This is a genomic window from Bacillus sp. FF-1 (assembly GCF_028548245.1).
Lineage (GTDB): Bacteria > Bacillota > Bacilli > Bacillales > Bacillaceae_G > Bacillus_A > Bacillus_A paranthracis.
In genome coordinates this window covers 34,956-61,873 of record NZ_JAQQGG010000008.1, presented here as the reverse complement: position 1 = coordinate 61,873, position 26,918 = coordinate 34,956, and the positions used below count along the sequence as shown (strand labels likewise).

The 26,918-nt window shown below is 35.2% G+C and carries 27 protein-coding genes; 17 read left to right on the top strand and 10 right to left on the bottom strand.

The features are described from left to right. Positions 1 to 39: 39 nt before the first annotated feature. Positions 40 to 2,802 (bottom strand): tetratricopeptide repeat protein, encoded by a 2,763-nt coding sequence (locus PQF83_RS22615; RefSeq protein WP_000151452.1) that lies wholly within the window; start codon positions 2,800 to 2,802, stop codon positions 40 to 42. Positions 2,803 to 3,264: 462 nt separating this feature from the next. Between PQF83_RS22615 and PQF83_RS22610 the strand changes: the two genes are divergently transcribed. Next, a complete protein-coding gene (locus PQF83_RS22610; protein WP_000434856.1) occupies positions 3,265 to 3,861 on the top strand; it encodes a DedA family protein in 597 nt (198 codons plus the stop codon). A gap of 7 nt (positions 3,862 to 3,868) precedes the next feature. On the opposite strand, the gene PQF83_RS22605 is transcribed toward PQF83_RS22610, so the two are convergent. The 3 genes from PQF83_RS22605 to PQF83_RS22595 form a co-directional block, all read right to left on the bottom strand. Next, positions 3,869 to 4,297, bottom strand: coding sequence for an EamA family transporter (locus PQF83_RS22605; protein WP_000100309.1), 429 nt, complete (start codon positions 4,295 to 4,297; stop codon positions 3,869 to 3,871). 145 nt (positions 4,298 to 4,442) lie between these two features. Then, positions 4,443 to 4,589 (bottom strand): BH0509 family protein, encoded by a 147-nt coding sequence (locus PQF83_RS22600; RefSeq protein ID WP_000817786.1) that lies wholly within the window; start codon positions 4,587 to 4,589, stop codon positions 4,443 to 4,445. A 155-nt stretch (positions 4,590 to 4,744) separates the two neighbouring features. Then, complete coding sequence (locus PQF83_RS22595; protein ID WP_000550222.1) at positions 4,745 to 5,161, bottom strand: pyridoxamine 5'-phosphate oxidase family protein; 417 nt, start codon at positions 5,159 to 5,161, stop codon at positions 4,745 to 4,747. Positions 5,162 to 5,340: 179 nt separating this feature from the next. On the opposite strand from PQF83_RS22595, the gene cax reads away from it, so the two are divergent. Together cax and PQF83_RS22585 are read left to right on the top strand one after the other, a co-directional pair. Continuing rightward, entirely contained in the window at positions 5,341 to 6,396 is a 1,056-nt protein-coding gene (cax, locus tag PQF83_RS22590; RefSeq protein ID WP_000482147.1) for a calcium/proton exchanger, read from the top strand. A gap of 81 nt (positions 6,397 to 6,477) precedes the next feature. Beyond that, the gene (locus PQF83_RS22585) at positions 6,478 to 7,275 is read left to right on the top strand and encodes a YfkD famly protein (RefSeq protein ID WP_001992424.1); all 798 of its coding nucleotides are present in this window, start codon (positions 6,478 to 6,480) and stop codon (positions 7,273 to 7,275) included. A gap of 34 nt (positions 7,276 to 7,309) precedes the next feature. On the opposite strand, the gene yfkAB is transcribed toward PQF83_RS22585, so the two are convergent. Then, positions 7,310 to 8,437, bottom strand: a complete 1,128-nt coding sequence (yfkAB, locus tag PQF83_RS22580; RefSeq protein WP_000156010.1) for a radical SAM/CxCxxxxC motif protein YfkAB — start codon at positions 8,435 to 8,437, stop codon at positions 7,310 to 7,312. Positions 8,438 to 8,650: 213 nt separating this feature from the next. On the opposite strand from yfkAB, the gene PQF83_RS22575 reads away from it, so the two are divergent. From PQF83_RS22575 to truA, 6 genes are all read left to right on the top strand, one after another. Beyond that, positions 8,651 to 8,833 carry an SE1561 family protein gene (locus tag PQF83_RS22575; protein ID WP_000513558.1) on the top strand — a complete coding sequence of 61 codons (183 nt, stop codon included), beginning with the start codon at positions 8,651 to 8,653 and terminating at the stop codon, positions 8,831 to 8,833. 206 nt (positions 8,834 to 9,039) lie between these two features. After that, positions 9,040 to 10,560, top strand: a complete 1,521-nt coding sequence (gene fumA, locus PQF83_RS22570; RefSeq protein WP_000413517.1) for a class I fumarate hydratase — start codon at positions 9,040 to 9,042, stop codon at positions 10,558 to 10,560. A gap of 126 nt (positions 10,561 to 10,686) precedes the next feature. Beyond that, on the top strand, positions 10,687 to 11,469 hold the full coding sequence (pdaA, locus tag PQF83_RS22565) for a delta-lactam-biosynthetic de-N-acetylase (RefSeq protein ID WP_000681213.1): 783 nt from the start codon (positions 10,687 to 10,689) through the stop codon (positions 11,467 to 11,469). 59 nt (positions 11,470 to 11,528) lie between these two features. After that, the gene (locus PQF83_RS22560; protein ID WP_000269439.1) at positions 11,529 to 12,392 is read left to right on the top strand and encodes a DNA-3-methyladenine glycosylase family protein; all 864 of its coding nucleotides are present in this window, start codon (positions 11,529 to 11,531) and stop codon (positions 12,390 to 12,392) included. A gap of 10 nt (positions 12,393 to 12,402) precedes the next feature. Further along, on the top strand, positions 12,403 to 13,782 hold the full coding sequence (gene rlmD, locus PQF83_RS22555; RefSeq protein ID WP_000615223.1) for a 23S rRNA (uracil(1939)-C(5))-methyltransferase RlmD: 1,380 nt from the start codon (positions 12,403 to 12,405) through the stop codon (positions 13,780 to 13,782). A gap of 56 nt (positions 13,783 to 13,838) precedes the next feature. Then, the gene (gene truA / locus PQF83_RS22550) at positions 13,839 to 14,576 is read left to right on the top strand and encodes a tRNA pseudouridine(38-40) synthase TruA (protein WP_001067307.1); all 738 of its coding nucleotides are present in this window, start codon (positions 13,839 to 13,841) and stop codon (positions 14,574 to 14,576) included. A gap of 53 nt (positions 14,577 to 14,629) precedes the next feature. On the opposite strand, the gene PQF83_RS22545 is transcribed toward truA, so the two are convergent. Beyond that, positions 14,630 to 14,827, bottom strand: a complete 198-nt coding sequence (locus PQF83_RS22545; RefSeq protein ID WP_000063856.1) for a hypothetical protein — start codon at positions 14,825 to 14,827, stop codon at positions 14,630 to 14,632. 149 nt (positions 14,828 to 14,976) lie between these two features. After that, on the bottom strand, positions 14,977 to 16,380 hold the full coding sequence (locus tag PQF83_RS22540) for a sigma-54 interaction domain-containing protein (RefSeq protein WP_001258439.1): 1,404 nt from the start codon (positions 16,378 to 16,380) through the stop codon (positions 14,977 to 14,979). A gap of 274 nt (positions 16,381 to 16,654) precedes the next feature. Between PQF83_RS22540 and PQF83_RS22535 the strand changes: the two genes are divergently transcribed. The 3 genes from PQF83_RS22535 (at position 16,655) to PQF83_RS22525 (ending at position 19,805) form a co-directional block, all read left to right on the top strand. Next, positions 16,655 to 16,909, top strand: a complete 255-nt coding sequence (locus PQF83_RS22535) for a biotin/lipoyl-containing protein (protein WP_000859492.1) — start codon at positions 16,655 to 16,657, stop codon at positions 16,907 to 16,909. Positions 16,910 to 17,007: 98 nt separating this feature from the next. After that, positions 17,008 to 18,429 carry an amino acid permease gene (locus tag PQF83_RS22530; RefSeq protein ID WP_000969259.1) on the top strand — a complete coding sequence of 474 codons (1,422 nt, stop codon included), beginning with the start codon at positions 17,008 to 17,010 and terminating at the stop codon, positions 18,427 to 18,429. 95 nt (positions 18,430 to 18,524) lie between these two features. Next, positions 18,525 to 19,805, top strand: a complete 1,281-nt coding sequence (locus tag PQF83_RS22525) for an acetylornithine deacetylase (protein ID WP_001001581.1) — start codon at positions 18,525 to 18,527, stop codon at positions 19,803 to 19,805. Positions 19,806 to 19,899: 94 nt separating this feature from the next. On the opposite strand, the gene PQF83_RS22520 is transcribed toward PQF83_RS22525, so the two are convergent. Then, positions 19,900 to 20,553 (bottom strand): helix-turn-helix domain-containing protein, encoded by a 654-nt coding sequence (locus PQF83_RS22520; RefSeq protein ID WP_001123717.1) that lies wholly within the window; start codon positions 20,551 to 20,553, stop codon positions 19,900 to 19,902. A 128-nt stretch (positions 20,554 to 20,681) separates the two neighbouring features. Between PQF83_RS22520 and PQF83_RS22515 the strand changes: the two genes are divergently transcribed. Together PQF83_RS22515 and PQF83_RS22510 are read left to right on the top strand one after the other, a co-directional pair. Further along, positions 20,682 to 21,293: a manganese efflux pump gene (locus PQF83_RS22515; protein WP_000100725.1), complete on the top strand. Its 612-nt coding sequence runs from the start codon at positions 20,682 to 20,684 to the stop codon at positions 21,291 to 21,293. 114 nt (positions 21,294 to 21,407) lie between these two features. After that, positions 21,408 to 21,566, top strand: coding sequence for a hypothetical protein (locus tag PQF83_RS22510; RefSeq protein ID WP_000532409.1), 159 nt, complete (start codon positions 21,408 to 21,410; stop codon positions 21,564 to 21,566). 23 nt (positions 21,567 to 21,589) lie between these two features. Here PQF83_RS22510 and PQF83_RS22505 read toward each other — a convergent pair whose 3' ends face one another. Together PQF83_RS22505 and glsA are read right to left on the bottom strand one after the other, a co-directional pair. Further along, positions 21,590 to 21,931 (bottom strand): DUF3969 family protein, encoded by a 342-nt coding sequence (locus PQF83_RS22505; protein WP_000766603.1) that lies wholly within the window; start codon positions 21,929 to 21,931, stop codon positions 21,590 to 21,592. A gap of 175 nt (positions 21,932 to 22,106) precedes the next feature. Next, positions 22,107 to 23,036, bottom strand: coding sequence for a glutaminase A (gene glsA, locus PQF83_RS22500; protein WP_001149849.1), 930 nt, complete (start codon positions 23,034 to 23,036; stop codon positions 22,107 to 22,109). A gap of 324 nt (positions 23,037 to 23,360) precedes the next feature. Between glsA and nagE the strand changes: the two genes are divergently transcribed. The 3 genes from nagE to PQF83_RS22485 all read left to right on the top strand — a co-directional run bounded on the left by nagE (position 23,361) and on the right by PQF83_RS22485 (position 26,908). Beyond that, positions 23,361 to 24,854, top strand: a complete 1,494-nt coding sequence (nagE, locus tag PQF83_RS22495; protein WP_000938883.1) for an N-acetylglucosamine-specific PTS transporter subunit IIBC — start codon at positions 23,361 to 23,363, stop codon at positions 24,852 to 24,854. A gap of 253 nt (positions 24,855 to 25,107) precedes the next feature. Continuing rightward, positions 25,108 to 26,349: a serine hydrolase domain-containing protein gene (locus PQF83_RS22490; protein ID WP_000349478.1), complete on the top strand. Its 1,242-nt coding sequence runs from the start codon at positions 25,108 to 25,110 to the stop codon at positions 26,347 to 26,349. Positions 26,350 to 26,506: 157 nt separating this feature from the next. Continuing rightward, positions 26,507 to 26,908 carry a hypothetical protein gene (locus tag PQF83_RS22485; protein ID WP_000335520.1) on the top strand — a complete coding sequence of 134 codons (402 nt, stop codon included), beginning with the start codon at positions 26,507 to 26,509 and terminating at the stop codon, positions 26,906 to 26,908. Positions 26,909 to 26,918 lie beyond the last annotated feature (10 nt).

Here is a 26,918-nt window from a genome sequence, read left to right as displayed (position 1 = left end):
GGGATGAAGACCCCCCACTGATTAAAGTTTCACTTTATGTTAAATCGTAGGAGACTCATTAAATTCATAGACGTCTTCATTGTTTTTGTGCGTACTTAAAACGAATTTGTGTTGCAATAGTTGCAGTTTAAAGAATGCTAACGGATCGTGATAAGTTTCTGGGTTGCTTCTTAACGTTGCTAATGTTTGCTCGTCTTCCTGTATTTCAAGTTGAGCGGCTTCTACATTTTGTTTCAGTATGCTAAGTGGATCTTTAAAGAACATCATGATATCTCGTTCTAATGCGCCTTCAAATACTTCAAATTGAAGGAAGAATTGTTTTGAAATCGTTTGAGCAATTTCCGTATAGTCTTCCGTTTCAATATATTGTTTATATTTGTTTGCAAGCATAGATTGATTTTTTTGCATGTTACCAAATAGTTTTCCTGCACTCTTTAAGAAAAATTGTGTCGGTGTAAAACGTAATAAAATATTGATATTCGATACTGTAATTCTATTGGTCATGCGTACAACATCTCGATGCCAATCATCTAGTAATTTGAAATCGCAAGGAAGTTTCATTCGTTCTTCTTTATATAATTTATTAAACGTTTCACTCATTTCATCTAAATAAGATTGAGCTTGAATAAATTCATTATGTGCTGTTTCAATCCACTCTTGAATAAACCCAGTAAATTTAGGGAGAAGCACTTGCTGTACATGTTTTTGAATTCGTTCGTTCATCGCAGTATTTAATTCTTCATGAACTAATTTGAAATCACTATCTTCTTGAACAAGGTCAGAGCAGCTCTGTAATAATTCAGGAATTTGAGAATGGATATCTCTTGTGATTTCTTCTTTCGTTAAAAGATAAGATTCTGTAATAGAACGAATTTTATCTTTTTCAAGAGCAGTAAGATTGTTAATAAATCCGTTTAGTTTTACTGAGATATGTTTATTCCAGCGTACTGATTTGACTAATGTATTTTCTAATTCCACACGTTCATTTACAAGGTATGCGATTGTCTTTTGAGTAAACCATATTAGTTTTTCGATACGTTCTTGTTCTATATCGCGTTCTGCTAGATTAGAAAGAATAGACTCTGTCACGTCCCCAAGTTGTTGGCTCCCCTCTTGTGAAGGAGAGTATGGGAAGAACTGCGCATTTGGGAAATGGACTTTCATCTTACTCATTAGTTTTTCATTCGTATCCGCACTATTTGTATGTAATACGAAATGAATTTGTAAGTTTGGTACTTGTTCACGTAAATAAAGTAATGTATCAAGTTCTTCACCATGTAATGATGAAGCAGAATTTAATACGTAAATAAGGCTATCTGCGGCTTGTAAGTATTCAAAATATGAGCTGTTTTTTTCCACTTGTCCTCGAACAGATGGTGTAACAAGAAATGCAAATTTATTCTTTCTCAAAAATCTACTTGGTAATTTAATTTCTATACATTTGTTCTCAAGTTCTGATTGTTCAGGTGTAGCCATTATTTGATGGAATTCATCAAAGTTCGGTATATTGTGCACATCTAACGCAGTGAATTCTGTTATTTCAGTTTGGCTATCATCTTTAAATAGAATAGGAGTTGTTATAGTTTCAGTTAAGATGTTCTCTCCTAATATTGAATTGACGAATGATAATTTATCATAGTCACTAGTTCCCGAAATTAGTAATTTTGTAACATTTAAATCACATAGTTCATGAACGAGTAACGTAAATTGATGACTTAAATCTACATCATTTTTTTCAGCCCATACAGCAATTGTTTCGAATAAATGAGAAACAGTTTCCATTTTCACATTTGTTTCAGCTGTTGAATTAGAGAGTAGGGCTCCCGCACTTTTTACGAGTAATGACTCTAAAGTTGTAGGTGAAACTTCATTCCACGCTAACACTGCAGCAGAGACGAATAGGGCGTCTTTTGCTCTCGTTAAACTAAACCAATTTGTTAATAAGTCAGGTACAAGTCCTTGCATTTCATGCATGAAATGTTCACCAGTAATTAATTCAAAGTACGTATCTTGATAGCGTTCAACAATTTCATGCCAATCGTCATTGTTGTCTGTTTCAATATGTAAGAATAAATGATTGATTGTTTGAATCCAAGGTAGATGTGATTTTTCATTTTGATAGCTGTTCCAAAGAGCAATAACAAGTTCCTTAAATTGGACTTGATCAATTGCATATAAAGCTTTTAAAGATTCATAGAAATATTCTGGTTTGATTTGTTTCGTAAATCCTTGATTCACATAATTAATTAAAGTATCGAACCAGTGTAATGATTTTGTTCGAATTCCTTCTTGAACGGCAAGTTCGATGGCGTTATTCCAATCTTCTTGTTTTTCATAGAATGAACGAGCAATTGAAGTAATATTTGGATAGTCAGGTTGAAATGCAACAGCCTCACTAATCGTCTTAAATGCTAGACCTAAACGATCTTGTTCGATATAAAGAGAAAGAAGTTGTAAGGAAACTTCCATTGTAAGAGTTGTATCTTCCGTTTGGATAGATTGATACATTTCTTCTGCCTTTGGTAAGAATCCTAGTTCAAAATAAGCATCTGCAATATTCTTGGTTGCCCAAAGTGCAAGCTCATTATTTACTTTCTCCCATTTAAATATTGCTGCTTCAAAGTCTTTATTTTGGTAATACAATTCACCTTGAGCAAAGCGAATATTAGAAATGTTGGAGAATTCATTTGTAGATTCATTTATATATGCTTCACCGAGTACTTCTGATACTGGAGTAGAAGTTTTTTCTGTTAAAAATGTTTTATAGTAAACCTTTTGGATAAATTGATTTTCAATGGTCATGTTCGTTCCCCCTGTATAATTTAGAAAAATGATGTTGTATGTAAAGGGTGCATGTTCTTTTAATAGGTAGAAGTTGCATTATATCGACCAAACTATGTTTTTGCTAGGTATATCATTTTTCCTGAGAGTTAAACCGTTGCGAAAAGTAACTTTCCTTTATTGTAACAAAAAAACAAGCATATGAATTTTTATTTTTTAATCATGGTATTTGTGGATAGTAAGATTAGTCCTTCAAGAGGAGATGGATATAAGGAAAGAAGGCGGGAGTCTAGCACGTGATTGATGTGTACTAAGAATGAGCGAGGTCACTGATTAATAGTTCAATTTCTGCCTGCTAAAGGAATGGATAGAAGTAGAGTTCATTATAAAAACAATGTATAGTGAATATGTATACCATGTTTGTCTGAAAGATAGAAAGGGCACAATGTGGAATAACGATCGTGTATAGGATGTGTCTTCCGAATGGAACAACATATTGGCGAGTTAATCGCACATTATGGGTATTTTGGAATTATTATAGCTTTAGCTGGCGGGATTGTTGGATTACCGATACCAGACGAGTTTTTATTGACCTTCGTTGGTTATAACGTTTCAAAAGGCGTTATGTCAGGCACAGCTGCGTTTTTAAGTGGGATGGCTGGTGCGATGTTAGGCATTACATTAAGCTACATATTAGGTTTAAAACTTGGACTCCCTGTTTTAAAAAAATATGGACCGAAAATTAGAATTAAAGAACATCACATTGAAAAAACACATATTTTATTTGAAAAATATGGCCCATTTCTTTTAATAGTTGGTTATTTTATCCCAGGAGTACGTCATTTAACAGCGTATTTTGCTGGGATGTCGAATTTAACACTTTGGCGTTTTTGTTTGTACGCTTACGGTGGTGCACTTATTTGGATAAGTGTTTTTATTGGACTTGGCTGGAAGTTAGGAGAGAAGTGGCGTTTCGTTGAGTATAGTTTGCATCATTATGGAATATGGATTTTATCCATTTCAGTAGTTGTTACATGTGTCGTATGGTTTTACATAAAGAAAAAGAAAAACCGCGAGTAGCGGTTTTTTAGCTGAAAGCGATAAATAGTACACCAGCTGTAATAAAGACAACACCAATACCAGTCATAAAGTTTAACTTTTCGCCGAGTATAATCATAGCGAGAATAATAGAAAATACGACACTTAATTTATCGACAGGAGCTACTTGTGAAACCTTTCCTGTTTTAAGGGCAAGAAAATAAAATAGCCATGACGAAGCACCTGCAACTCCACTTAATGTGATAAAGAGCAGTGCTTTTTTATTTAGCAGTACGTCGCCGATATTTTGAAATTTACCTTGTATAATAATAACGCCTACCATAAATAATGCCATAATAATAGAACGAACCGTCGTAGCAACATTGGCATCGATTCCATCTAAACCAATCTTACCGAAAATAGATACAAGGGCAGCAGTAATTGCTGATAATAGTGCGAATAAGAGCCATGAACTCATAGTAAAATTCCTCCAATCGTACATTATTATACATGAAAATCATTCTCACGTATAAAGTGAATGGGATTTTACCGCCTCGCAAAGAGCTGGATAGATAACGAAATAATCCCCACCTTATATTTTTCATAAGGTGGGGATTATTATACTACTCTGCAATTTCTTCATATAAAAAGTACGTTACATTATAAATATGTTCTACTTCATCATCTGTCATAAACAATAATTCGTCACGCTCAATCCCTTTTTTCTTTTCGATAAACTCAATCATGTTTTTACGTTCTTCTCTTTTCATCAATTTTATTTCTCCTCTCAATCTGTTTTAATACAGTTTATTTAAGTTACTGCTATTATATAACAGAATCTTTAGAAAGTTCCACCTATTTTATTGTTTTTTTCAGAAGAACTTTTCGACAAAACAAGCCCACCTAAAGGTGGGCTTGTTTCACTTTATAGTCGTAAAAACTCGGGCTCCGTCGTACCCGCACCATCGATGTAATAAATTGTATCGGGGTTGATTTTAATTAGTACATAATTAGGGTCTTCAGGACCGAGTAACCAACGCTTTAAGCTATTACTCCAAAACTTGTTTTTTAATGTGGAGTCTTCCTCGATGGAGGCTAAGCCTTCCACTTCGATATAATCTTCATCTAATTTTTTTCCTTCACGACCAAGTAGTACATGTACATTTGGATTGTTTTTAATATCTGTTATCTTTTTTGATTGTCGATCTGTTGCAACATACAGTACAAAATCTTCGTGGAAAAACATCATAAAGGCGCTATGAGGTTTCTCATTTCGTACTGTAGATAATACACCGGTACGTTGACCTTGAATAATAGTTGCGATTTTTTCTTTTAAGTGCATAATTTTAACCCCTTTTCATAATTTATAATTCTGTCTGTTTCAACAAGGTAATTTAAATATCTTTCATACTGTTTTCTTCAATCCGATTTTTTAAACGCAATTGTGATGAAATCGGACAAGTTAGGAGAAGAATAATAATAATATCGAGGAGAAATACATACGATGGAAGGATGGAAAGCATGTTTAATAAAATATTTCTTATAGTGGCGCTTATAGGTGTACCACTGTCTGTACTTGGGAAAACACTTCATTGGCCTCAAACAATTATGTTTGCTGTGTATTGTATTACGATTATCGCATTAGCGGGTTTTATGGGGAGAGCGACAGAAAGTTTGGCAATTGTATCTGGTCCTAGAATAGGTGGATTATTAAATGCTACTTTCGGTAATGCCGTTGAACTAATCATTTCAATTTTTGCCCTTCAGGCAGGATTAATTGAAGTTGTGTTAGCTTCTTTAACGGGTTCTGTACTTGGAAATTTATTATTAGTAGGAGGGCTATCCTTCTTTGTGGGAGGGCTTAAATATAAGAGACAAAGTTTTAATGTATATGATGCAAGGCATAATTCGGCTTTATTAATCTTTGCTGTAGTAGTAGCATTTGTTATTCCAGAGATTTTTTCAATGAAGATGGACGCTGGAAAGACGTATCAGTTAAGTATAGGTGTCTCGATTATTATGATTATTATGTACCTTGCTGCATTGCTATTTAAGTTAGTTACGCACCGTGGTGTATATCAGCAGAAAAGTGATGAAGTCGCTCATGAGGAAGAACCAGAGTGGTCGAAAGGGAAAGCATTACTCATTTTAGCGATAGCAACAATTGCGGTAGCTTATGTGTCAGAGGCGCTCGTGCATACATTTGAGACAGTTGCAAAATCATTTGGTTGGTCAGAATTGTTTATAGGTGTTATTATCGTTGCGATTGTTGGAAATGCAGCAGAACATGCATCTGCAATTATTATGGCGTATAAAAATAAAGTAAATATTGCAGTTGAGATTGCGATAGGTTCTACATTACAAATTGCCATGTTTGTTGCTCCTGTATTAGTACTGCTTTCTATGTTTTTCACGCAAAGGATGCCTTTAGTATTTACAATACCAGAACTTGTTTCTATGATTACAGCTGTTTTCTTAACGATTGCGATTTCAAATGATGGAGATACAAACTGGTTTGAAGGCGGTACTTTATTAGCTGCGTATGTCATTATGGGAATTGGTTTTTATTTATTATGAAAAATAGGCATAACAATTGTGCTCAGAGAAAACAATAAACGAAGTAGTATATATACCTTTATGTAGGAAGGAGCCAGACAGGTGAAACGAGTATACAGCATATGTCTTTCAACTATGGTCTCGTTTATTTTATTATTTCCTAACAGTGGCTTTGCAAAGACAACAGTAGAAACAAAAATGCCTTCATCTGTTTTAAATATTTCTAAAGACAATACGTTTCCAAATGATGCGCAAGATTTACCGCGTTTACAGCCGAGTAAGTTTGCTCAAGAATTATTAAAAACAGCAAATATTAAAATTGAAAATCCGGACTTAATTCGAATGTTTAATGAAACAACAATTTCGAATGCGCCGCTTGCGGTAGGGTACCGAGCAAAGATTTATTTAGGGCAATGGGCTTTACATTATGAATCGATTGATACATCGGTTAATTGGGAATATAAACAAGTAAATCGCAATGTGTACGATAATCGCGGAGGAGATCGCCTATATCCACTACGCTATAAGCAAGAAACACAAAAGACGGTTGAAGGTGATTTAACAGCAGATATGAAAGATGCTGCAGATGTGAAAAAAATGATGCTTCTCAAAGCACTTGAAAAAGTACAATTGCCACTTTCATTTAAAACGACTATTGGTTATGGTACTGGACATGAGAGAGTGTATAATATTAGTCCGAGTCAACTTGGATATTTATACGCTTATACACCAGCGGTAAATGAAAAAGGAAAAGTAACATTTGGAGAAGTATACCTCGTATTAAAAGGAAATCAAAAAAGGCTTGTTGTAAAAAATATTACTTCTCAAGGAATTGGAGCCGCTATCCCAATTCATGATCATTTATATTTTAAATTCATTTCTTCTTCTCATTCGCAATAAGATAAAAAACGTCAGCTTATAAGCTGACGTTTTTTTATAATGTAATGTTTGCCGTTTTTGATAAGAAATCTTCGGTTGGATAGTAGCTGTTTTTTACAAGAACATTCGGTCCAAGACATTTTACTGCTGGACAGTGACAGCTTAATGATTTTGCTGTTTTTGAAGCGCTCCATTTTTCATACGCTTCTTGTAACGTATTTGTTTGAATGTTACCTAGAAGTGGAACATCACCAAAGTCCGTTACAATAATATTTCCATCAAAAATATTTACATTTAAACGAGAACGGCCATCTGGATCATTACGAACTGTTACGTTTTTGCTTTTTTGTAATTTCTTAAATGTGGCAATGTCTCGTTCGTCATCGCTACAAGCATAGAAAGGTAAAGTTCCAAATAACATCCATACATTTTCATCGCGAATTTCTAGTAAATGCTCAATTGCATCACGAATTTCAGCTTTTGTTAAAATCTCTAGATTACTCGCGAAGTCACTTGGATACATTGGGTGAACCTCATGACGTTTACATCCCATTTCATCAACGATTTGACGATGAATATGCTCAATGTGTGGTAGAGTTCGTTTATTCAACATCGTTTCGGCTGATACGAGTACACCTGCATCTGATAGAGCTTTACTATTTGTGATCATACGTTCAAATAATTTTGCACGCTGTTCATACGTAGGTTTACGCTCCATCATTGCAAATCCGCCTTCAACGAAGTCGTCAATTGTTCCCCAGTTATGAGATATATGCAATACGTCTAAATAGGGAATAATTTGTTCGTAACGTGCTAAATCTATAGTTAAGTTTGAGTTGATTTGAGTGCGAACACCTCGTTCGTGGGCGTATTTTAAGAGTGGTGTTACATAGTTGTCGACGGATTTTTTTGAAAGCATAGGTTCTCCGCCAGTAATACTTAAAGAACGTAAATGAGGAATCTCATCTAATCGTTTTAATAAAAGATCCATCGGAAGCGGATTCGGGTCTTTCGGCTGTAACGTGTAACCAACAGCGCAATGCTCACAGCGCATATTGCATAACGTCGTCGTTGTAAACTCAACATTTGTTAATAGTAGTTTGCCGTACTCTTCAAGGTCCATATACGCTTCCCATGGATCGTAAGAAGGAGTAATCGGCTTCATTTTTTGTGATATCGTCATATGAAATACTCCTTTGACTATTGAAATAACAATTTGTCCATCCTCTATAATAGAAGAATATGTGCTTTTTATAAAGCGAAACTTTTTAGAGGAAAAAGAGAGAGGGCTTACATTATAGTGAATAACCGTGACAAAATTGATGAAATTACATACCCATTGTAATCATTTTTGCGGTATAATAAAAGCAACTCGAATTAAAAGGAGAGTGCCTTCATGGGAAAAGCAATTCAAGATAAAGATACACAATTAGTATATTTAAAAGAACGTTTAAATATGTTCATTGAAGTAATTGATACAATTGAACCTGAAGAAGTAGAATTAGAAGATGTAGATCGTCTTCTTGCAATGCTAGATGAATTAGAATTAAAATGTGAGCAATTTAAAAAAGACGAATAATATATTAAAAAGGCTGCCAATTCCAATTTGGTAGCCTTTTTCTGTGCGGATAATAGAAGGACGATAGAAAAAGAGGTATAATCAAGTTGTGAAAAATTTCATGTATGCTTGAATAGCGTGAAACAAATAAAAAGCTGCAGAGCATAATAGTGGAAATTTCAGCTCATAACGTTTTGGTAGCGTTCACAATTGAGGGGGAAGTAACAATGGAAAAGCTTCAAGAAAGCATGTATCAACTAATTGTTGAAACGTCAACGAACTTACCGAAAGATGTTCGTCGTGCGATTCAACAAGCGAAAGAGCGAGAAAATGCAGGGACTCGTTCTGCGATGGCACTTGGCACAATTACAAATAATATTAAAATGGCTGATGATAACATCTCGCCAATTTGCCAAGATACAGGGATGCCAACGTTTAAAATTTATACACCAGTTGGTGTGAATCAATTAAAGTTGAAGGAAGCTATCTATAATGCGCTTGAGCGGGCGACAAAAGATGGTAAACTTCGTCCAAATTCTGTTGATTCTCTTTTTGGAGACAATAGTGGAAATAATTTAGGACCAGGTACACCGGTTATTAAGTTTGAACAATGGGAAAAAGATTATATTGATGCACGTTTAATCCTAAAGGGGGGGGGCTGTGAGAATAAAAATATTCAGTATAGCTTACCGTGTGAACTAGAAGGACTTGGACGAGCTGGCCGCGATTTAGAAGGGATTCGTAAATGCCTTCTTCATGCGGTATATCAAGCACAAGGTCAAGGATGTAGTGCAGGTGTAATTGGTGTTGGTATCGGGGGAGACCGCACATCAGGTTACGAATTAGCAAAAAATCAATTATTCCGTACATTAGATGATGTCAATCCAATCCCAGAATTACAACAACTTGAAGAATATGTATTAGAAAATGCGAATAAGCTTGGCATTGGTACGATGGGATTTGGCGGAGAAACAACTTTACTTGGCTGTAAAATTGGCGTGTATAACCGTCTGCCAGCTAGTTTCTACGTATCTGTGGCGTATAATTGCTGGGCATACCGTCGCCTTGGTGTAACAATCCATCCTGAAACAGGTGAAATTATGGATTGGTTATATCAAGAAGGTGAAGATACACTGGAGCAAGAAGTACAAGAAAAAACGGAGCAGCGTGAAATTGTATTACAAGCGCCAATTACAGAAGAGCAAATTCGTGAACTTCGCGTTGGTGATGTTGTAACAATTAATGGCATGATGTATACAGGTCGTGATGCAATTCATAAGCATTTAATGGATAACGATTGTCCAGTAGATTTAAATGGACAAATTATTTACCACTGTGGTCCAGTTGTTGTGAAAGATGAAAATGACAATTGGCAAATTAAAGCGGCAGGTCCAACGACAAGTATTCGTGAAGAACCGTACCAAGGTGATATTATGAAGAAATTCGGTATTAGAGCTGTCATTGGAAAAGGCGGCATGGGTGCGAAAACATTAGCAGCTTTAGAAGAACACGGTGGTGTATATTTAAACGCAATCGGTGGTGCAGCGCAATATTATGCTGAATGTATTAAAGAAGTGAAAGATGTTGATTTCTTACAATTTGGTATTCCAGAGGCAATGTGGCATTTACGTATCGATGGATTTAAAGCAGTTGTAACGATGGATTCTCACGGTAATAGCTTACATGCAGATGTTGATAAAACATCACTTGAAAAATTAGCTAGCTTTAAAGAGCCAGTATTTAAGTAAACAAAAATGCATCTCGAACGATTCGAGATGCATTTTTTTGGTATATATAGAAAAACATGTTCAGCATGAAAGAATGCGTAGCAACAGAAACTACGAGTACGATTATATATGGAAAGGAGACTATTTATGAAACATAAATGGTTATATATCGGTCTCATTTTTTCAATTATGATGGCACTTGTTCCAGTTTCGGCACTAGCTTATACAAATACTCCACATAACTGGGGAATCCCGCGCCCTAAAAATGAAACAGTACCAGATGCAGGAAAGTTATATACAGATTTGCTACAAAAAAATGGTGGTTTTTATTTAGGGGATACGAAGAAAAAGGATATTTATTTAACATTTGATAATGGATATGAGAATGGATACACAGGAAAAATCTTAGACGTATTAAAAGAGAAAAAAGTACCAGCAACTTTCTTTGTAACGGGGCATTATATTAAAACACAAAAAGATTTATTGTTAAGAATGAAGAATGAAGGACACATTATTGGAAACCATTCGTGGAGCCATCCTGATTTCACAGCGGTAAATGATGAGAAACTTCGTCAAGAATTAACGAGTGTAACGGAAGAAATTAAAAAAGTAACCGGGCAAAAAGAAGTGAAATATGTACGTCCTCCGCGCGGCGTATTTAGTGAAAGAACGTTAGCTCTTACGAAAGAAATGGGCTACTATAATGTATTTTGGTCACTTGCATTTTTGGATTGGAAAGTGGATGAGCAAAGAGGGTGGCAATATGCTCATAATAATGTTATGACGATGATTCATCCAGGATCTATTTTATTACTTCATGCAATATCAAAAGATAATGCAGAAGCACTTGCGAAAATCATTGATGATTTGCGCGAGAAAGGGTATCATTTTAAAAGTCTAGATGACTTAGTAAAAAGCAATCAACCGTAAGCATGTATGCTTGCGGTTTTCTCATGCTATAATGATGTGTAAAAAGGATGGGGAAACGTATGTGGAGCGAACATGTTACGTTAGAGTATCCGTATCATTTTGAAGAAGTATTAAAACGTTTATCTTTTGATCCTCTTAACGTCATTCAATTAGATGAGAAAGTTATTTATGTCCCGCTTTGTATAGACGAGGAACAGATTGTTGTTCGCCTGCAAGGGATTGGTACTGTTCAAAATCCACAGTTTTGGATTTCTAGTCAGACAGGAGATCCAGAGAAAGTTATGAAACGAATGAGGGCCATTTTTCATTGGAATGAACCGTTTCAAGATATACAAAATCATTTTTTAAACACATCATTACGTCCACTATTTGAAACATATGCTTATACTCCAATTATTTTAGAATTTGATTATTTTGCTTGTCTTCTTCGCTGTATCATTCATCAACAAATAAATTTGAAATTTGCTACTGTGTTAACAGAACAGTTTGTGAAACGATATGGAACAGAAAAGAACGGTGTATTCTTTTTCCCCACTCCAGAAATAGTAGCAAATATTTCAATAGAGGAATTGAGAGAGCAGAAGTTTAGTCAGCGAAAGGCTGAATATATAGTAGGATTAGGTCGAAGTATTGCCAGCGGTACATTAAATTTAGCGAGTATAGAAACCAAGGCGGAAGAAGAGATTTCAGCACAATTGTTACCAATTAGGGGGATTGGTACATGGACAGTGCAAAATTTTTTAATGTTTGGGCTTGGACGGAAAAACATGTTTCCGAAAGCGGACATTGGGATTCAGCGTGCAGTACAAGGTGTATTTCAATTAGATGATAAGCCTGATGATGCATTTTTAGAAAAAGTGAAACAAGAGTGTGAACCATACTGCAGTTATGCAGCGTTATATTTATGGAAAAGTATAGAGTAGAGGTGTAATAATGATACAAAAGCAACATGAGAGTAAGTTGGAAGTTGGTCAAACGTTCCCTGTGACAATTAAACGTCTTGGGATTAACGGAGAAGGCGTTGGTTATTTTAAGAGACAAGTTGTTTTCATTCCAGGGGCATTACCAGGAGAAGAAGTTGTTGCAGAAACAACGAAAATTCAGCGTGGCTTCGCTGAAGCGAAAGTGAAAAAAGTTCGTAAAGCTTCACCACATCGTGTGAAAGCACCATGTCCGGTATATGAAGAGTGTGGCGGTTGCCAATTGCAACATTTAGACTATAAAGAACAATTAAATCAAAAGCGTGATATCGTTGTACAAGCATTCCAGAAGTATATGAACAACGGTTTGGAAGAGAAAATTCGTCCGACGCTTGGCATGGAAAATCCATGGCATTATCGTAATAAGAGTCAACTACAAGTGGGGCGTAAAGACGAAAAGGTTATTACAGGACTGTATAAACAAAATTCACATCAGTTAATTGATATTGCTCATTGTATGATTCAACATAAAGCAACGAATGAAGCGACAAAAGTTGTAAGACGTATTTTAGAAAAATTAAATGTTTCTATTTACAATGAGAAAAAACAAAAAGGTTTAGTACGTACAATTGTGACACGTACTGCAGTTCAAACAGGGGAAGTACAAGTTACACTTATTACAACAAAAGAAGAGTTGCCAAATAAAGAACAATTTATTGCAGAAGTACAAAAACAGATGCCAGCTGTTAAATCAATTATGCAAAATGTAAACTGGCGTAAAACATCTGTTATTTTCGGTGATAAAACATTTAAATTAGCTGGAAAAGAAGTAATTCAAGAAACACTTGGTGATTTATCATTTGAATTATCAGCACGTGCATTCTTCCAGTTGAATCCAGAACAAACGGTTGTTTTATACAATGAAGCGAAAAAAGCCGCTGCTTTAACTGGCAATGAGAAAATTGTAGATGCGTATTGTGGTGTTGGTACAATCGGACTTTGGCTTGCAAATGATGCAGCGGAAGTACGTGGTATGGATGTAATTCCAGAAGCAATTGCAGACGCAAGAAAAAATGCGAAGCGTCACGGATTTACAAATACGAAATATGAAGCAGGTAAAGCTGAACAATGGCTACCGAAATGGGTAAAAGAAGGATGGCGTCCAGATGTAATTGTTGTCGATCCACCTCGTACAGGTTGCGATGATAAATTACTGGAAACAATTTTAAAAGTGAAGCCGAAACAAGTTGTTTACGTATCTTGTAACCCTTCTTCATTAGCACGTGATGTACAAGCGTTAATGAAGAGCTATGAAGTGGAATATGTACAACCAGTTGATATGTTCCCGCATACAGCTCATGTAGAAAATGTAGTGAAGCTTGTTAGAAAGTAAAGTGTATTTATATTCCCTCACGATATGAGGGAATATTTTCTATGAAGGAGAATAAAATGAACAATTATAAATTAACGATTCAGTACGATGGTGCACGTTTTAAAGGATGGCAACGTCTCGGTAATAACGATAATACGATTCAAGGAAAAATCGAAAGTGTCATTTCCGAAATGGTCGGAAAAGAAATTGAAATTATCGGTTGTAGTAGAACAGACGCTGGTGTACATGCTTTGAATCAAGTTGCTAACTTTCAAAGTGATGAGAAGTTAGTGGAACATAAAGTAAAAAAATATTTAAATCAATATTTGCCAAATGATATTAGCATTACAAATGTGGAAGAAGTACATGATCGATTCCATGCTCGTTACAATTCTAAAGCAAAAACATATCTGTATAAAATTTGGAATGAAGAGCATACGAACCCATTTATGCGTAAATACAGCATGCATGTGAATAAAAAATTAAATGTGAAAAGCATGAAAGAAGCTGCGAAACATTTAGTTGGTTCACATGACTTTACTGCTTTTTCAAATGCAAAATCAAAGAAAAAGTCTATGGTGCGAGAAGTATATACACTTGATGTGATGGAAGAGGCAGGATTTGTACAAATTAGAGTAAGTGGTAACGGATTCCTTCATAACATGGTACGAAAAATTGTTGGAGCATTAATTGAAGTTGGATTAGGACAATTAGATGCAGAGGCGATTCCACACATTTTAGAGGCGAAACAACGTAATCAGATTAATTGCCTTGCTGAGGCAAGTGGTTTGTATTTGGAGAATGTTGAGTTTTAATAATCAGTAAAAAAATCGAGCTGTGTAGGCTCGATTTTTTTTATGCTTTAGCGTTAAGAAGATCTTTCTTTCTTCATACGTATCTTCAAATTCCAAAAAGCAGCAAGCATAATAGCTGCAAAAGAGCCGCTAAGTGTTGCTAGTAGCTTTGCATAAGGATAGGCATTTATATCAACTAGTAACATCATACATACAATGGTAGGGAAGAAGGCTAAGTATTGTAATAATTTTAATTTTTTATCATTACTCATATATATCGTTCCTTTCGAGTATGTTATATGTTCATTATAGCATATTTTACCAACTGTTTATTTGTACATTAAAGCAGATTTATGCTGCATGAACAAGCAATAAAAGTCGAATTGGTGAGGGCTAGTAATCCACTCATCCAAGCTTCATTTCATATGTGTAAATGCAGTTTTTTAATTCGATATTGTAAGTTTTGTCTACTTAATCCTAAAAACTTTGCAGCTTGTGAGATATTACCGTGATATTCTTTTAGAATTTGATTGATGTAGTTCTTTTCCATTGCTTCTATTGTGTGTTTTAATGTTTTAGGTGTATCAGTATCGTTATTAGTTAGGAAAGGTTGCGTATTGAATTCTTTTTTTATTCGTTCGCGAAAGCGAGTGGGAAGATGAAACGCTGTAATAATATTTTCATCTTCAACCAAGTTCATTGAACCTTCAATGATATGTTCCAATTCTCGTACATTTCCGGGCCAATCATATGCATACAAGAATTCTCTTACATGTACATCTATATCTGTTACGCTAAGTTCAAATTGAATGTTGTACTTTTCGATAAAGTGCTGAACAAGAGCGGGAATATCTTCTTTTCGTTCGCGTAACGGCGGGAGGCATAAAGTAACGACGCTTAATCGGTAATATAAGTCTTCCCGTAATCGATTGTTTGTAATAGCTTCAAGAGGGTCTTCATTAATAGTTGCTATAATGCGAACATCAATTTCTTTTTCTTGTGTGCCTCCGACTCTTCGTATTGTTTTTTCTTGTATAGCCCGCAGTAACTTCGCTTGAAGTGCTGGACTTAACGAATTGATCTCATCTAATAACAAAGTTCCTCCGTTCGCTTCTTCAAATAAACCGGCTTTATCGATAGCTCCTGTAAATGCACCTCGGTTCGTACCAAATAATAAACTTTCCATTAACGTATCAGGTATAGCGGCACAGTTTTGTGAAATAAATGGTTTGCCTGAACGCTGGCTTTCATTATGGATACTTTGTGCAAATAGTTCTTTCCCAGTGCCTGTCTCTCCTACGAGAAGTATAGAGGAGGATGTACGAATGACCCTTTTTCCTTCCGCAATGATTGATTGAATGGCTTCAGAATCACCAATTATGTGATCAAAGGTAAACTTATTATTTTGTTTTCGGGAAAGGTTTGTTTTCATTGTTTGTTTAGAATTGCTAATCTCTTTTGAAATTTCAATAGCGCCTTTAATTTTTCCATTTTCTATTATAGGGAAAGTATTGTTAATCGTCGTAATTTCTTGCCCTTTATTGTTAAAATAAGTTTGTTTTATATTTTTGTTTGTTTTTCCTAATTTTAATGCTTCTATAAGAGTACTATTTTTATTTTCCTCAAATGCGAATACTTCTAAAGGACTTTTATATAACACATCTGAGCGCTCCATTGATTCAATTTCCATCATTTTACGGTTATAGATAATCGTTTTACCTTCCTCATTAATAATATGAATCCCGATATCGAGTTCATTGAGCAAAGTTTCATATAGCATATTCATTTCAATGATCTGTTTCAAATTAATTTCTTCTGTACGCATAGATTATCTTCTCCTCATTTCACCCTATGAAGACTGACTTTTTATAATTTTATTAAAATTCTTATAAAACCGCAAAATTTTTTTGCGATTTTCCTTTTAAAACTTTTTACACGGTAGAAAAAATTTGCGGTTATGAAGATTTTTTTGTGAGGAACCCTCATTTTAAATAGGAATTTAAGATTGGTACGCATTTTGCATAAAGAATAGTTGAAATCTCTAAAGGAGGGATATGCAACGTTTCAGTACCAATTAATAAGAAGGAGGAGTGTATAAAGTGAAGACGGTTATAGAAGGCGTGTATAGTCCTTGTTACGGGAAAGTTGAGAAGTTATTTGTTACGGAAAGTTCTTACGTATACGAATGGGAGAAATTAGCGTTAATTGAAACAATAGATAAACAGAAAGTAGAAATTAAGGTAGGAATCAGTGGGTATATCGAGTCATTAGAAGTAGTAGAAGGACAAGCTATCGCTGATAAAAAGTTATTAATAACAGTGAGGGATGATCTTTTAATAACAGGTAGTGATTAATACTATGTATTTTGCTCTTTTCAATAATTATTTTTCGTATAAAAAAAATAAAAACGCTTACATGAAATGGGTTTCCAAAGGGAAAAGGGGGGATTTGTATGATGGATCAAAACCAAGGATTAAAAAGGGAATTGAAAAGCAGACACATATTTATGATTGCACTTGGAGGAGTTATTGGTACCGGACTTTTTTTAGGATCGGGGTATACAATTCATGAAGCTGGGCCTGGAGGAGCGATTGTAGCTTATCTTGTTGGAGGATTTGTTATGTATTTAACGATGCTCTGTCTCGGAGAATTAGCTGTTGCGATGCCTGACGCAGGATCTTATCAAACGTATGCGACAAAGCATATTTCCCCTGCAGCGGGTTATGTAGTCGGATGGATGTCGTGGCTAAACTGGTCGGCTACAATAGGTATTGAACTAATTGCAGTTAGTATTTTAATGAAACGCTGGTTTCCTGATGTACCGTCTTGGGTTTGGTGCGTAGTGTTTGCGGTACTACTTTTTGCTATTAACGCGTTATCTTCAAGAAGTTTTGCAGAAGTTGAATTTTGGTTTGCAAGTATTAAAGTCATTACAATCATTGCATTTATTATTTTGGGCGGGGCAGCGATGTTTGGTTTTCTAGATATGAAAGGAAATGAACCAGCACCAATGTTCTCTAGTTTTACTGATTATGGTGGATTGTTTCCAAATGGATTATCCGCTATTTTAATTACGATGATTGCTGTTAACTTTTCCTTCCAAGGAACAGAACTAGTCGGTATTGCAGCAGGTGAGAGTGAAAATCCAGAGAAAACAATTCCGAAGGCAATTAATAATACAGTTTGGCGTATACTCGTGTTCTTTGTATTATCTATTTTCATTCTTGCAGGATTATTCCCTTGGCAACAGGCGGGAGTAATAGAAAGTCCATTTGTAGTTGTATTTGATAAAATTGGTATTCCTTATGCAGCCGATATTATCAATTTCGTTATTATTACAGCGGTTCTATCCGTTGCGAATTCAGGATTATATGCAACTTCTCGTATGCTATGGTCTATGTCTAATCAAGGAATGATTAGTCCGATTTTTGGTAAGTTATCTAAAAATGGTGTTCCTATTTATGCATTGATTGTAAGTACAATTGTAGGTTGCCTTTCATTACTATCAGGTATTTATGCGGAAGATACAGTTTATTTATGGCTACTTTCTATTGCTGGGTTCGGAGCGATATTAGTTTGGGCATCTATTGCTCTATCTAACTTATTAGCTAGAAGGTCATATATAAAGCAGGGCGGAGATGTGAAAGACTTGAAATTTAAAACACCGCTGTATCCATTCGTTCCACTGCTTGCGTTAGTATTAAATATAACGGTAATTGTAGGTATGGCCTTTATTCCAGAACAAAGAATGGCATTGTATTGTGGAATTCCATTTATGATTGTTTGCTTACTGTTTTACCGTGCGACAAGAAATAAGGCACATAAAGTAGAACATATTGAAAAGACAGATACAACAGAAGTAGAAAGTTTATAATATTGAGTAATTTGGAGACTGTAAAATTGTAAACAGTCTCTTTTTTTGTGAAAATAAAGCTGGAAACATACTATGTATGCAAAGGGGGATTAGCGATGAATGAAGAAGTTTCACAGCTATTAGAACAGATTGATTTACGAAAAGATGAGTTACTAGAGCTTACAAAAACCTTAATTCGTTTTGAAACACCAGCACCGCCGGCGAGAAACACAAATGAGGCGCAAGAATTTGTTGCACAGTTTTTAAGAAAACAAAATTTTAGTGTTGATAAATGGGATGTATATCCGAATGATCCGAACGTTGTTGGGGTGAAAAAAGGGATAGAAAGTGACACATATAAAAGTCTTATTATTAATGGGCATATGGATGTAGCGGAAATATCAGCAGGTGAGGCGTGGGAAACGAATCCGTTTGAGCCATTTATAAAAGATGGTTGGTTAGTTGGACGTGGTGCAGCAGATATGAAAGGGGGACTGGCTGGGGCACTATTTGCTATTCAGCTATTACAAGAAGCTGGTATTGAATTACCTGGAGATCTAATCTTTCAATCCGTAATTGGGGAAGAAGTGGGAGAAGCGGGTACACTTCAATGCTGCAAAAGAGGGTATGATGCTGATTTTGCAGTCGTAGTAGATACGAGTGATTTACATATGCAAGGACAGGGCGGCGTAATTACTGGGTGGATTACTGTGAAAAGCCCGCAAACGTTTCATGATGCAACACGTAGGCAAATGATCCATGCAGGGGGTCGTTTATTCGGAGCGAGCGCGATTGAAAAAATGATGAAAATTGTGCAAAGTTTACAAGAATTAGAGCGTCACTGGGCAGTTATGAAAACATATGAAGGCTATCCATTTGGAACAACAACAATTAATCCAGCTGTTATTGAAGGCGGAAGACATGCAGCATTTATTGCGGATGAGTGCCGGTTATGGATAACAGTACACTTTTATCCGAATGAAACACATGAACAAATAATAAAAGAAATTGAAGAGTATATTGGGAAAGTGGCAGCTGCCGATCCATGGCTAACTGAAAATCCACCACATTTTAAGTGGGGCGGAGAATCAATGATTGTGGATCGTGGCGAAATTTTCCCTTCTTTAGAAATAGATAGTGAACATGCAGCTGTAAAAACGCTTAGCTTAGTACACGAATCAATTCTTTCTAAAAATGCAATTTTAGATATGTCTGCAACGGTAACGGATGGTGGTTGGTTTAGTGAATTTCATATTCCGGCCGTTATTTACGGACCAGGTACATTAGAGGAAGCTCATTCAATAAATGAGAAAGTAGAAATAGAACAGTTAATTGAATTTACAAAAGTAATAACAGCATTTATATACGAATGGTGTCATACGAAAAAAATAGATTAGTATGTTGAAATCGTACAGGTATGTATACTTGTACGATTTTTTAGTGAACTATTTCAGAGTTGGATAGAAACAACTGAAATAGTTCTTTATTTTTCTATGTCTTTCGTTTTAGCTCAATTAATTTCTCTTTCGCTAATTCAACAGCAATTGCATCATCTAAATAACCAATTGGAAAGAGATAGTCGGGAATAATATCTGTCGATAAAATGAAATACAGTAATGCGCCGCCAAGGACTGCACGCTCTTCTTTTGGAATCGTTTCATTGCAAAATTGTTGATACATATCCGTTAATTGTTCAATGAAAGGACCAGCACTATCAATTTGTTCTAACTTGCTTGCAAAACTTTCATGAATACGTTTTTCACCTTCTGTTGTTTGCGCATATCGTTCATAGTTTTCAAGTTCTTGTTTTACGCGGGTTGTTGTGTAGTCGAAATCGAATAAGTTAGAGGATTGCAGCGTTTGCTGAATTGTATCAAGAGATGTGTACATATCCGTCTTTTCTTTATTAATGTGAGGAGAATCCGGATACATTTCATCAAATAACAATTGGGGTGGAACTTGCAGACATTCTGCGAATTTTTGTAGGTGTTTTTGTTTTGGCGGTTGTTTACCATTCATAATTCTTGAGATTGTTGCGGGATCAATATTTGTAAGCATTCCGAGTTGGCGCATAGATAAGGCACGTTCTTTTAAAAGTTTTTTTATTAATCTACTAAGCCGCTCATTTGGATTTTCTTTAGGCATAGCGAAGGCACTCCTTTTATTGTTGAAAAAATGTTGAGCATTTATTACATGTATATGAAACAGACAGGCACAGTTGCTCAACATTTTCATAAGATGCATTGAAAAGTGAGAAAAAGGGGTGGCTATTTATGAGTACGGCAGGTCTATTTTCAATTTTTTTAATTGGGATTGCTTCTAATTTAGATAATGCAGGTGTTGGGATTGCATATGGCATTCGTAAAATTAGAATTTCGTGGTTCAACAATTTTATCATCGCATTTTTTGGTTTTTTATTTACTTTATTAGCTGGATTTTTTGGGAACTGGATTGCGTTATTTATTTCAGAGTTTACAGCAAACTTGATTGGAGCAATCGTTTTAGGGATAATCGGTGTGTTTATTTTGTGCCAGCCTTTCTTGGGGCAAAGAAATACCGTAGGCTCTAAAGATGGTAATGTACTTATGGGAATTTTACGTGATCCAGAAAAAGCAGATTTTGATGGTTCTAAAACGATTAGTTTTTCAGAAGCAATTGTTTTAGGGATTGCGTTGTCTATTAATAATATTGCAGGTGGATTTGATGCTGGAGTAACAAACTTGAACCTTTGGCTTACAGCAACTATTTCTGGGGTGTTTAGTTTTATTTGCATAAGTGGTTTTGCGTATGTAGGAAAACGATATTTAGCAGAATACTTAGGGAAATGGGCTACGGTTATTGCGGGCGTGTTATTAATTCTTATCGGGATAGATCAGTTGTTGTAAGGAGAGTAGAAAACAAGGTTCGAGTATTTCCTTGGAAATACAGCAAGGGATTGCATATATCGACGTACTTTTCTCCATACTAATACGGATTTCTTTTAAGAAAGGGGGATTTGTATGGGACGCGGGAAAGCATTTGATCATAAGAAAAAAGGGCATGATCACCAACCACCTAAAGGTGCGTTCATTCATAAAGATGTAAATGAACATACTTTGGAAGAGGAAGAGCTACCAGTAAATATTGAAGCGTATAAAAATAGTTTGAAAAAACATTAAAAGCACCTACATAGGTGCTTTTTTTAACGTATATCTTCAATTAATTGTTCCGATTCTTCATGCATACTGTACTCACTTAATACTTGGATACAAAGCCACTTTAATTCTTCAATTGTATGTTCAAGTTCTTCAGGAAGCACATGATGAATGTCTTCAAGTCCCATTCCGAAATGAATAAGTTCCAGTACTTGATCATCGATGTTCCGATCCATTAATAGTTCAAGTACTTCTAAATTGAATATGTATCGGTGAGCTTCATCGAGTGAAACGACTTTTAACTTCAAGCTTTCTACAATACTCAATATAAAAAGAAGAATTGTTTTTTCAAGAACAGGTTGTTTTCCCATTTGAAATATTAGTTTCATCTTTCACACCTCCACATATAGCGCTAGGTTGTACTATATTATTCAGGAGGGGGGAGCAAATATGCATGATATAGAGAAACTTTCAGCACGGTTTTTGTACGGGCGTGGATAGTTGATACAGTTAAGGTTTTTATGAAATGAAAAAATCCTGCTAGTATAGCAGGATAGCTCTCAATTAAAAAATGCTCCAACCTTCTTGGGCAGAAAGAAGTTCAAGAATTTTAAAGCCAGCGATACTATTTCCGTTTGCATCTAAAGCTGGTCCGAAAATACCAATGCCCATTTCTCCTTTTACACAGCCGAAAATGCCACCAGCTACACCACTTTTTGCGGGAATACCAACACGAATCGCAAATTCACCAGACTCGTTATACATACCGCATGTAACCATAAATGTTTTACAAATCTTTGTAATATGCTTAGGGATAATTTGTTTTTCCTTATATGGATCATATCCATCCATCGCAAAAATTAAACCGATACGCGCTAAATCGATACAGTTTACCTCAACTGCACATTGACGAGTGTATAAATCCATCAGTTCTTCGATATCACAATCAATAATTCCGTTTTGTTTCATATAGTAACAAAGTGAACGATTTAAGTAAGCTGTCTCTAATTCTGAATTGGCAACTTTAGAAGAATAATTAATAGTAGGATTATCTGTTATTTCACGTACGAAATGAAGAATGCGATCCATTTTTTCTTCATTATCTTTTCCTGCTAACATGCTTGTAATGGCTAGTGCCCCTGCATTAATCATTGGATTAAGTGGTTTAGAAGGACTTGTCGTTTCTAATTTAATAATAGAATTAAATGGATCACCGGTTGGTTCCATTCCAACTTTAGAAAATACATATTCTTCACCACGATCTAAAAGGGCAAGTGCAAGTGTAATTACTTTTGAAATACTTTGAAGAGTGAATAGTGTTTGTGAGTTGCCAGCATGGATGTATTCTGTTTCTTTATGAAAAATGGCAATCCCTAAATCATCTGGATTGGCATTTCCTAGTTCGGGGATATAAGTAGCAAGCTTTCCTTTTTTCGTATATGGTTTTACTTGTTCTAACAACTGTTGTAAGTTGTTTGTTTCAATGCACTGCATAGTACCAACGCTCCTATTTCGAATTAACTAAGTTTACTTTTCCCGATATGCTCGGAAATAAATAATAACATGAAAAAGTGGAATGATAAAACGAAAGTTGCATGTTCTATAGAGGGTCTTTCGTTTTGAATATTCTGTAGTGAAAAAGGAGAAATTTCCTTTTATATAACAGTTTGGAAATAGGAGATTTATCCATAAAAAATTCAAAAATAAAAACTACACATCTATACAACTATATGTTATTATGGTTATGTAAATAGAAAGCGTTTTCTAAGGCGTACTTATAATGATAACGATTTCATAAATTTGATAGGGGGAATTAAAATGTTGCAGTTTCTACAACGTATTGGTAAAGCGTTAATGCTTCCAATTGCCGTACTACCAGCAGCAGGATTATTGCTTCGTTTAGGACAAGAAGACGTATTTAACATTCCTGTTATGGCACAGGCCGGTGCAGCAATTTTTGATAATTTAGCACTTATTTTTGCAATTGGTGTTGCAATCGGTTTGTCTGTTGACGGTAGTGGAGCAGCTGGACTTGCCGGAGCAATCGGATATCTTGTTTTACAAAATACAACGAATGCTCTAAGTAAGACGTATTCAGCAGCAGAGTTAAATGATAAATTAAAAAGTGTTCAAGATTTAGTCGGTTCAGTAGATCCAACTAAATTAGCAGATACAATGACAAAGGTTTCAAAAGCAGCGGCGTTAACGCCAAAAATAAACATGGCCATACTCGGTGGTATTATTGCAGGGGTTGTTGCGGGATTATTATACAACAAATTCCATAAGATTAAACTACCAGAATGGTTAGGATTCTTTGCAGGAAAACGCTTCGTACCAATCATTACTTCAATCGTAATGTTACTTTTAGGATTGGTATTCGGTCAAATTTGGCCAACAATTCAAAGTGGTATTGATGCAGTGGCACATGGTATCGTGAACTTAGGTTCAATTGGTGCTGGTTTATTTGGATTATTAAACCGTTTATTAATTCCAATTGGTTTACACCACGTAATGAACACATACTTCTGGTTCGTACTTGGTGACTTTACAAATGCAGCAGGCGATATCGTTCATGGTGATATTGCACGTTTCTTTGCAAAAGATCCATCAGCAGGTATGTTTATGACTGGTTTCTTCCCAGTTATGATGTTCGGTTTACCAGCAGCATGTTTCGCAATGATTGCAGCTGCTAAACCAGAAAAACGTAAAATGGTTACAGGTATGTTAGGTGGTCTAGCATTAACTTCATTCTTAACTGGTATTACAGAGCCAATTGAATTCTCATTCATGTTCTTATCACCAGTACTATATGGAATTCATGCTGTATTAACAGGTCTGTCTCTATTCATTACAACAACACTTGGCATTCATGATGGTTTCTCATTTAGTGCCGGGGCAATCGATTACGTCTTAAACTTCGGTATTGCAACAAAACCATTGTTACTAGCAGGAATCGGTTTAATTTACGCAGCAATTTACTTTGTAGTATTCTACTTCTTAATTAAGAAGTTCGACTTAAAAACTCCTGGTCGTGAAGATGAAGAGGAAATGGCTGAAGGCGAAGAAGCTCCAGTTGCAGGTTCAATTGGTGAAACTTACGTAGCAGCTTTAGGTGGAAAAGAAAACTTAACAGTTATTGATAACTGTGCAACACGTCTACGCTTACAAGTGAAAGATGCTGGTCAAGTAAACGAAGCAGCATTAAAACGTGCTGGTGCAAAAGGTGTTATGAAATTAAGTAACACGAGTGTCCAAGTTATCGTAGGTACAAATGTTGAATCTGTTGCCGATGATATGAAAAAACACGTATAAATAATTAGATAAGAGGATATCCAAAAAGATTGATAACATCAGTTTTTAGAGGATATCCTCTTTTTTTATGTTAAAAATTTAACGGGAATCTTACTTTTGTAAATTTTCTTTTTCTTTTTTATACATATAGGTTGGTAATATGTGCAGTGCGTGATAAAGTAGGGATGACATAGAATGGATTATCCATAATCTACTAAAATAAATCTTTAGTAGAGAGATTAAATTATTGGTGAATAAGGGGAAAAAAGTAATCATGGATCACGAAAAAAATAATGCGAATGGGAAATCACGTCGGCCGATTGTATACATAAAAAGAACAATCATTCTCGTCTTACTATTTTCACTTGTATATTTCATGTATACAAAAATTGTTGCGCATAATAAGAAAGAAGAAACTTTAAAAGTAGCAGCAGAAATGAAGAAACAAGAAGAGCTAAAAAAGAAAGAAGAAAAAAAGAAGCAAGAAGCAAAAAAACAAATAGAGCAGGAAGAACAAGTGAAGCAAGCACAAGCTGCAGAACAGCCTGCTGAGGGACCACCTCAAGAAATTAATGAAAACGCTCAATTAGATCAATATTTGCAAAAAACAGGATTTAGCGGGACAGCGGTTATTGTGAAGAACGGAAAGGTTCTTTTGAATAAAGGATACGGTATGGCGAATAAAGAGAAACAAGTACCGAATAATTCAGAGACAACTTTTTATATTGGTTCTATTTCAAAGGCTTTTGTAGCGACTGCTATTATGCAATTAAAAGATCAAAATAAGTTAAATGTAGAGGATACGATTGCGAAGTATATTCCAGATTTCCCTCAAGGTAATGGCATTCAGTTAAAACATTTACTAACACATACATCAGGAATTCCAGAGTACGAGCAGGGAACAGAGGATATCTCTCATGAAGAATTGATAAAACGAATAGGAAAGCAAAAGCGTATTGGAAGTCCAGGAGAGAAATGGAAGTATTCCGATTCTAACTATTCGATACTTGCCTATATTGCTGAGAAGGTAAGCGGACAACCGTTAGAAGAGTATATTAAACAACATATTTTTGCTACTGCTGGTATGAAACATTCTGGTTTTGGTAGAGAGCTAGAACAAACGAGATTTCCATCGACAGGTTATAAAATAGTAAATAACAATATGACAACACCTAATATTCCAAGTATGTCACAACTTTATGGTTGTGGTGATATATATACAAGTGCCCATGATTTATATTTATTTAATGAAGCGCTCTTCTCTGGAAAGTTGATTTCAAAAGAAAGCTACGATCAAATGTTTACAGGTGGAAAAAAAGATTACGGGTTTGGATGGTACGTAGACCCGGGAAGTTATTCGAATCACGGTGTAATGCCAGGCTGGAACTGTTTAAATGGATTTAGTAAAAATGGTAGTGTGTATGTTGTTTTATTATCTAACATTCAAAACAACATTAAATCTTTTGGTAAAGTGAATAATGACATTTATACGATGTTACGAAATATTGAAGTGTAAGAGACTATCTTTTTAGGTAGTCTTTTTTTTATGTGATTAGAACATATTGTTTCGTTGAAAAATGTATGTCTTACCTATCACAAAAAGAGTCTGCTTTGTATACATTAAGATGTATGGATATATTTTTATAATTTAAAAATAATAGGAGGAGAAGTGTATGTGTTTATTCGGTAAGTATTGGAAAAAGTTATCGAGATTGTTTAATAGACAATTAGATTATTTTTTAGATAATAAGTTATTGCCTGCTGTGGAACGACTTTTGTTTTCGCAAAACTTCGCGAGGTTTATTCAAAGAAACTCCAAGCAAGCTACGGAAGAATTTATTGAATCAAGTAGATTTCAATCTATTATTTGTAACATTTTAAAAGAATGTAATACATCACCTTTTAAAGAAATTGCAGAGCAGTATTTAGGTAAAAATGTAGAAATTACGGTGACAGTTGGACAGTTAACAGGTGTAATTGTAGCAGTTGGTGATGATTTCTTAACACTGCAAGAAGGAATAGGAACAGAAGTTTTATTACCATTTACAAGTATTATATCAATTAAAGAAGCGTAAGAAAGGAGAC

What these genes read in the sequence shown, in the direction of transcription:
- PQF83_RS22615 (WP_000151452.1), bottom strand. Translation starts at nt 2,802, where the DNA reads ATGACCATTGAAAATCAATTTATCCAAAAGGTTTACTATAAAACATTT.
- PQF83_RS22610 (WP_000434856.1), top strand. Translation starts at nt 3,265, where the DNA reads ATGGAACAACATATTGGCGAGTTAATCGCACATTATGGGTATTTTGGA.
- PQF83_RS22605 (WP_000100309.1), bottom strand. Translation starts at nt 4,297, where the DNA reads ATGAGTTCATGGCTCTTATTCGCACTATTATCAGCAATTACTGCTGCC.
- PQF83_RS22600 (WP_000817786.1), bottom strand. Translation starts at nt 4,589, where the DNA reads ATGAAAAGAGAAGAACGTAAAAACATGATTGAGTTTATCGAAAAGAAA.
- PQF83_RS22595 (WP_000550222.1), bottom strand. Translation starts at nt 5,161, where the DNA reads ATGCACTTAAAAGAAAAAATCGCAACTATTATTCAAGGTCAACGTACC.
- cax (WP_000482147.1), top strand. Translation starts at nt 5,341, where the DNA reads ATGTTTAATAAAATATTTCTTATAGTGGCGCTTATAGGTGTACCACTG.
- yfkAB (WP_000156010.1), bottom strand. Translation starts at nt 8,437, where the DNA reads ATGACGATATCACAAAAAATGAAGCCGATTACTCCTTCTTACGATCCA.
- PQF83_RS22575 (WP_000513558.1), top strand. Translation starts at nt 8,651, where the DNA reads ATGGGAAAAGCAATTCAAGATAAAGATACACAATTAGTATATTTAAAA.
- fumA (WP_000413517.1), top strand. Translation starts at nt 9,040, where the DNA reads ATGGAAAAGCTTCAAGAAAGCATGTATCAACTAATTGTTGAAACGTCA.
- pdaA (WP_000681213.1), top strand. Translation starts at nt 10,687, where the DNA reads ATGAAACATAAATGGTTATATATCGGTCTCATTTTTTCAATTATGATG.
- PQF83_RS22560 (WP_000269439.1), top strand. Translation starts at nt 11,529, where the DNA reads ATGTGGAGCGAACATGTTACGTTAGAGTATCCGTATCATTTTGAAGAA.
- rlmD (WP_000615223.1), top strand. Translation starts at nt 12,403, where the DNA reads ATGATACAAAAGCAACATGAGAGTAAGTTGGAAGTTGGTCAAACGTTC.
- truA (WP_001067307.1), top strand. Translation starts at nt 13,839, where the DNA reads ATGAACAATTATAAATTAACGATTCAGTACGATGGTGCACGTTTTAAA.
- PQF83_RS22545 (WP_000063856.1), bottom strand. Translation starts at nt 14,827, where the DNA reads ATGAGTAATGATAAAAAATTAAAATTATTACAATACTTAGCCTTCTTC.
- PQF83_RS22540 (WP_001258439.1), bottom strand. Translation starts at nt 16,380, where the DNA reads ATGCGTACAGAAGAAATTAATTTGAAACAGATCATTGAAATGAATATG.
- PQF83_RS22530 (WP_000969259.1), top strand. Translation starts at nt 17,008, where the DNA reads ATGATGGATCAAAACCAAGGATTAAAAAGGGAATTGAAAAGCAGACAC.
- PQF83_RS22525 (WP_001001581.1), top strand. Translation starts at nt 18,525, where the DNA reads ATGAATGAAGAAGTTTCACAGCTATTAGAACAGATTGATTTACGAAAA.
- PQF83_RS22520 (WP_001123717.1), bottom strand. Translation starts at nt 20,553, where the DNA reads ATGCCTAAAGAAAATCCAAATGAGCGGCTTAGTAGATTAATAAAAAAA.
- PQF83_RS22515 (WP_000100725.1), top strand. Translation starts at nt 20,682, where the DNA reads ATGAGTACGGCAGGTCTATTTTCAATTTTTTTAATTGGGATTGCTTCT.
- PQF83_RS22510 (WP_000532409.1), top strand. Translation starts at nt 21,408, where the DNA reads ATGGGACGCGGGAAAGCATTTGATCATAAGAAAAAAGGGCATGATCAC.
- PQF83_RS22505 (WP_000766603.1), bottom strand. Translation starts at nt 21,931, where the DNA reads ATGAAACTAATATTTCAAATGGGAAAACAACCTGTTCTTGAAAAAACA.
- glsA (WP_001149849.1), bottom strand. Translation starts at nt 23,036, where the DNA reads ATGCAGTGCATTGAAACAAACAACTTACAACAGTTGTTAGAACAAGTA.
- nagE (WP_000938883.1), top strand. Translation starts at nt 23,361, where the DNA reads ATGTTGCAGTTTCTACAACGTATTGGTAAAGCGTTAATGCTTCCAATT.
- PQF83_RS22490 (WP_000349478.1), top strand. Translation starts at nt 25,108, where the DNA reads ATGGATCACGAAAAAAATAATGCGAATGGGAAATCACGTCGGCCGATT.
- PQF83_RS22485 (WP_000335520.1), top strand. Translation starts at nt 26,507, where the DNA reads ATGTGTTTATTCGGTAAGTATTGGAAAAAGTTATCGAGATTGTTTAAT.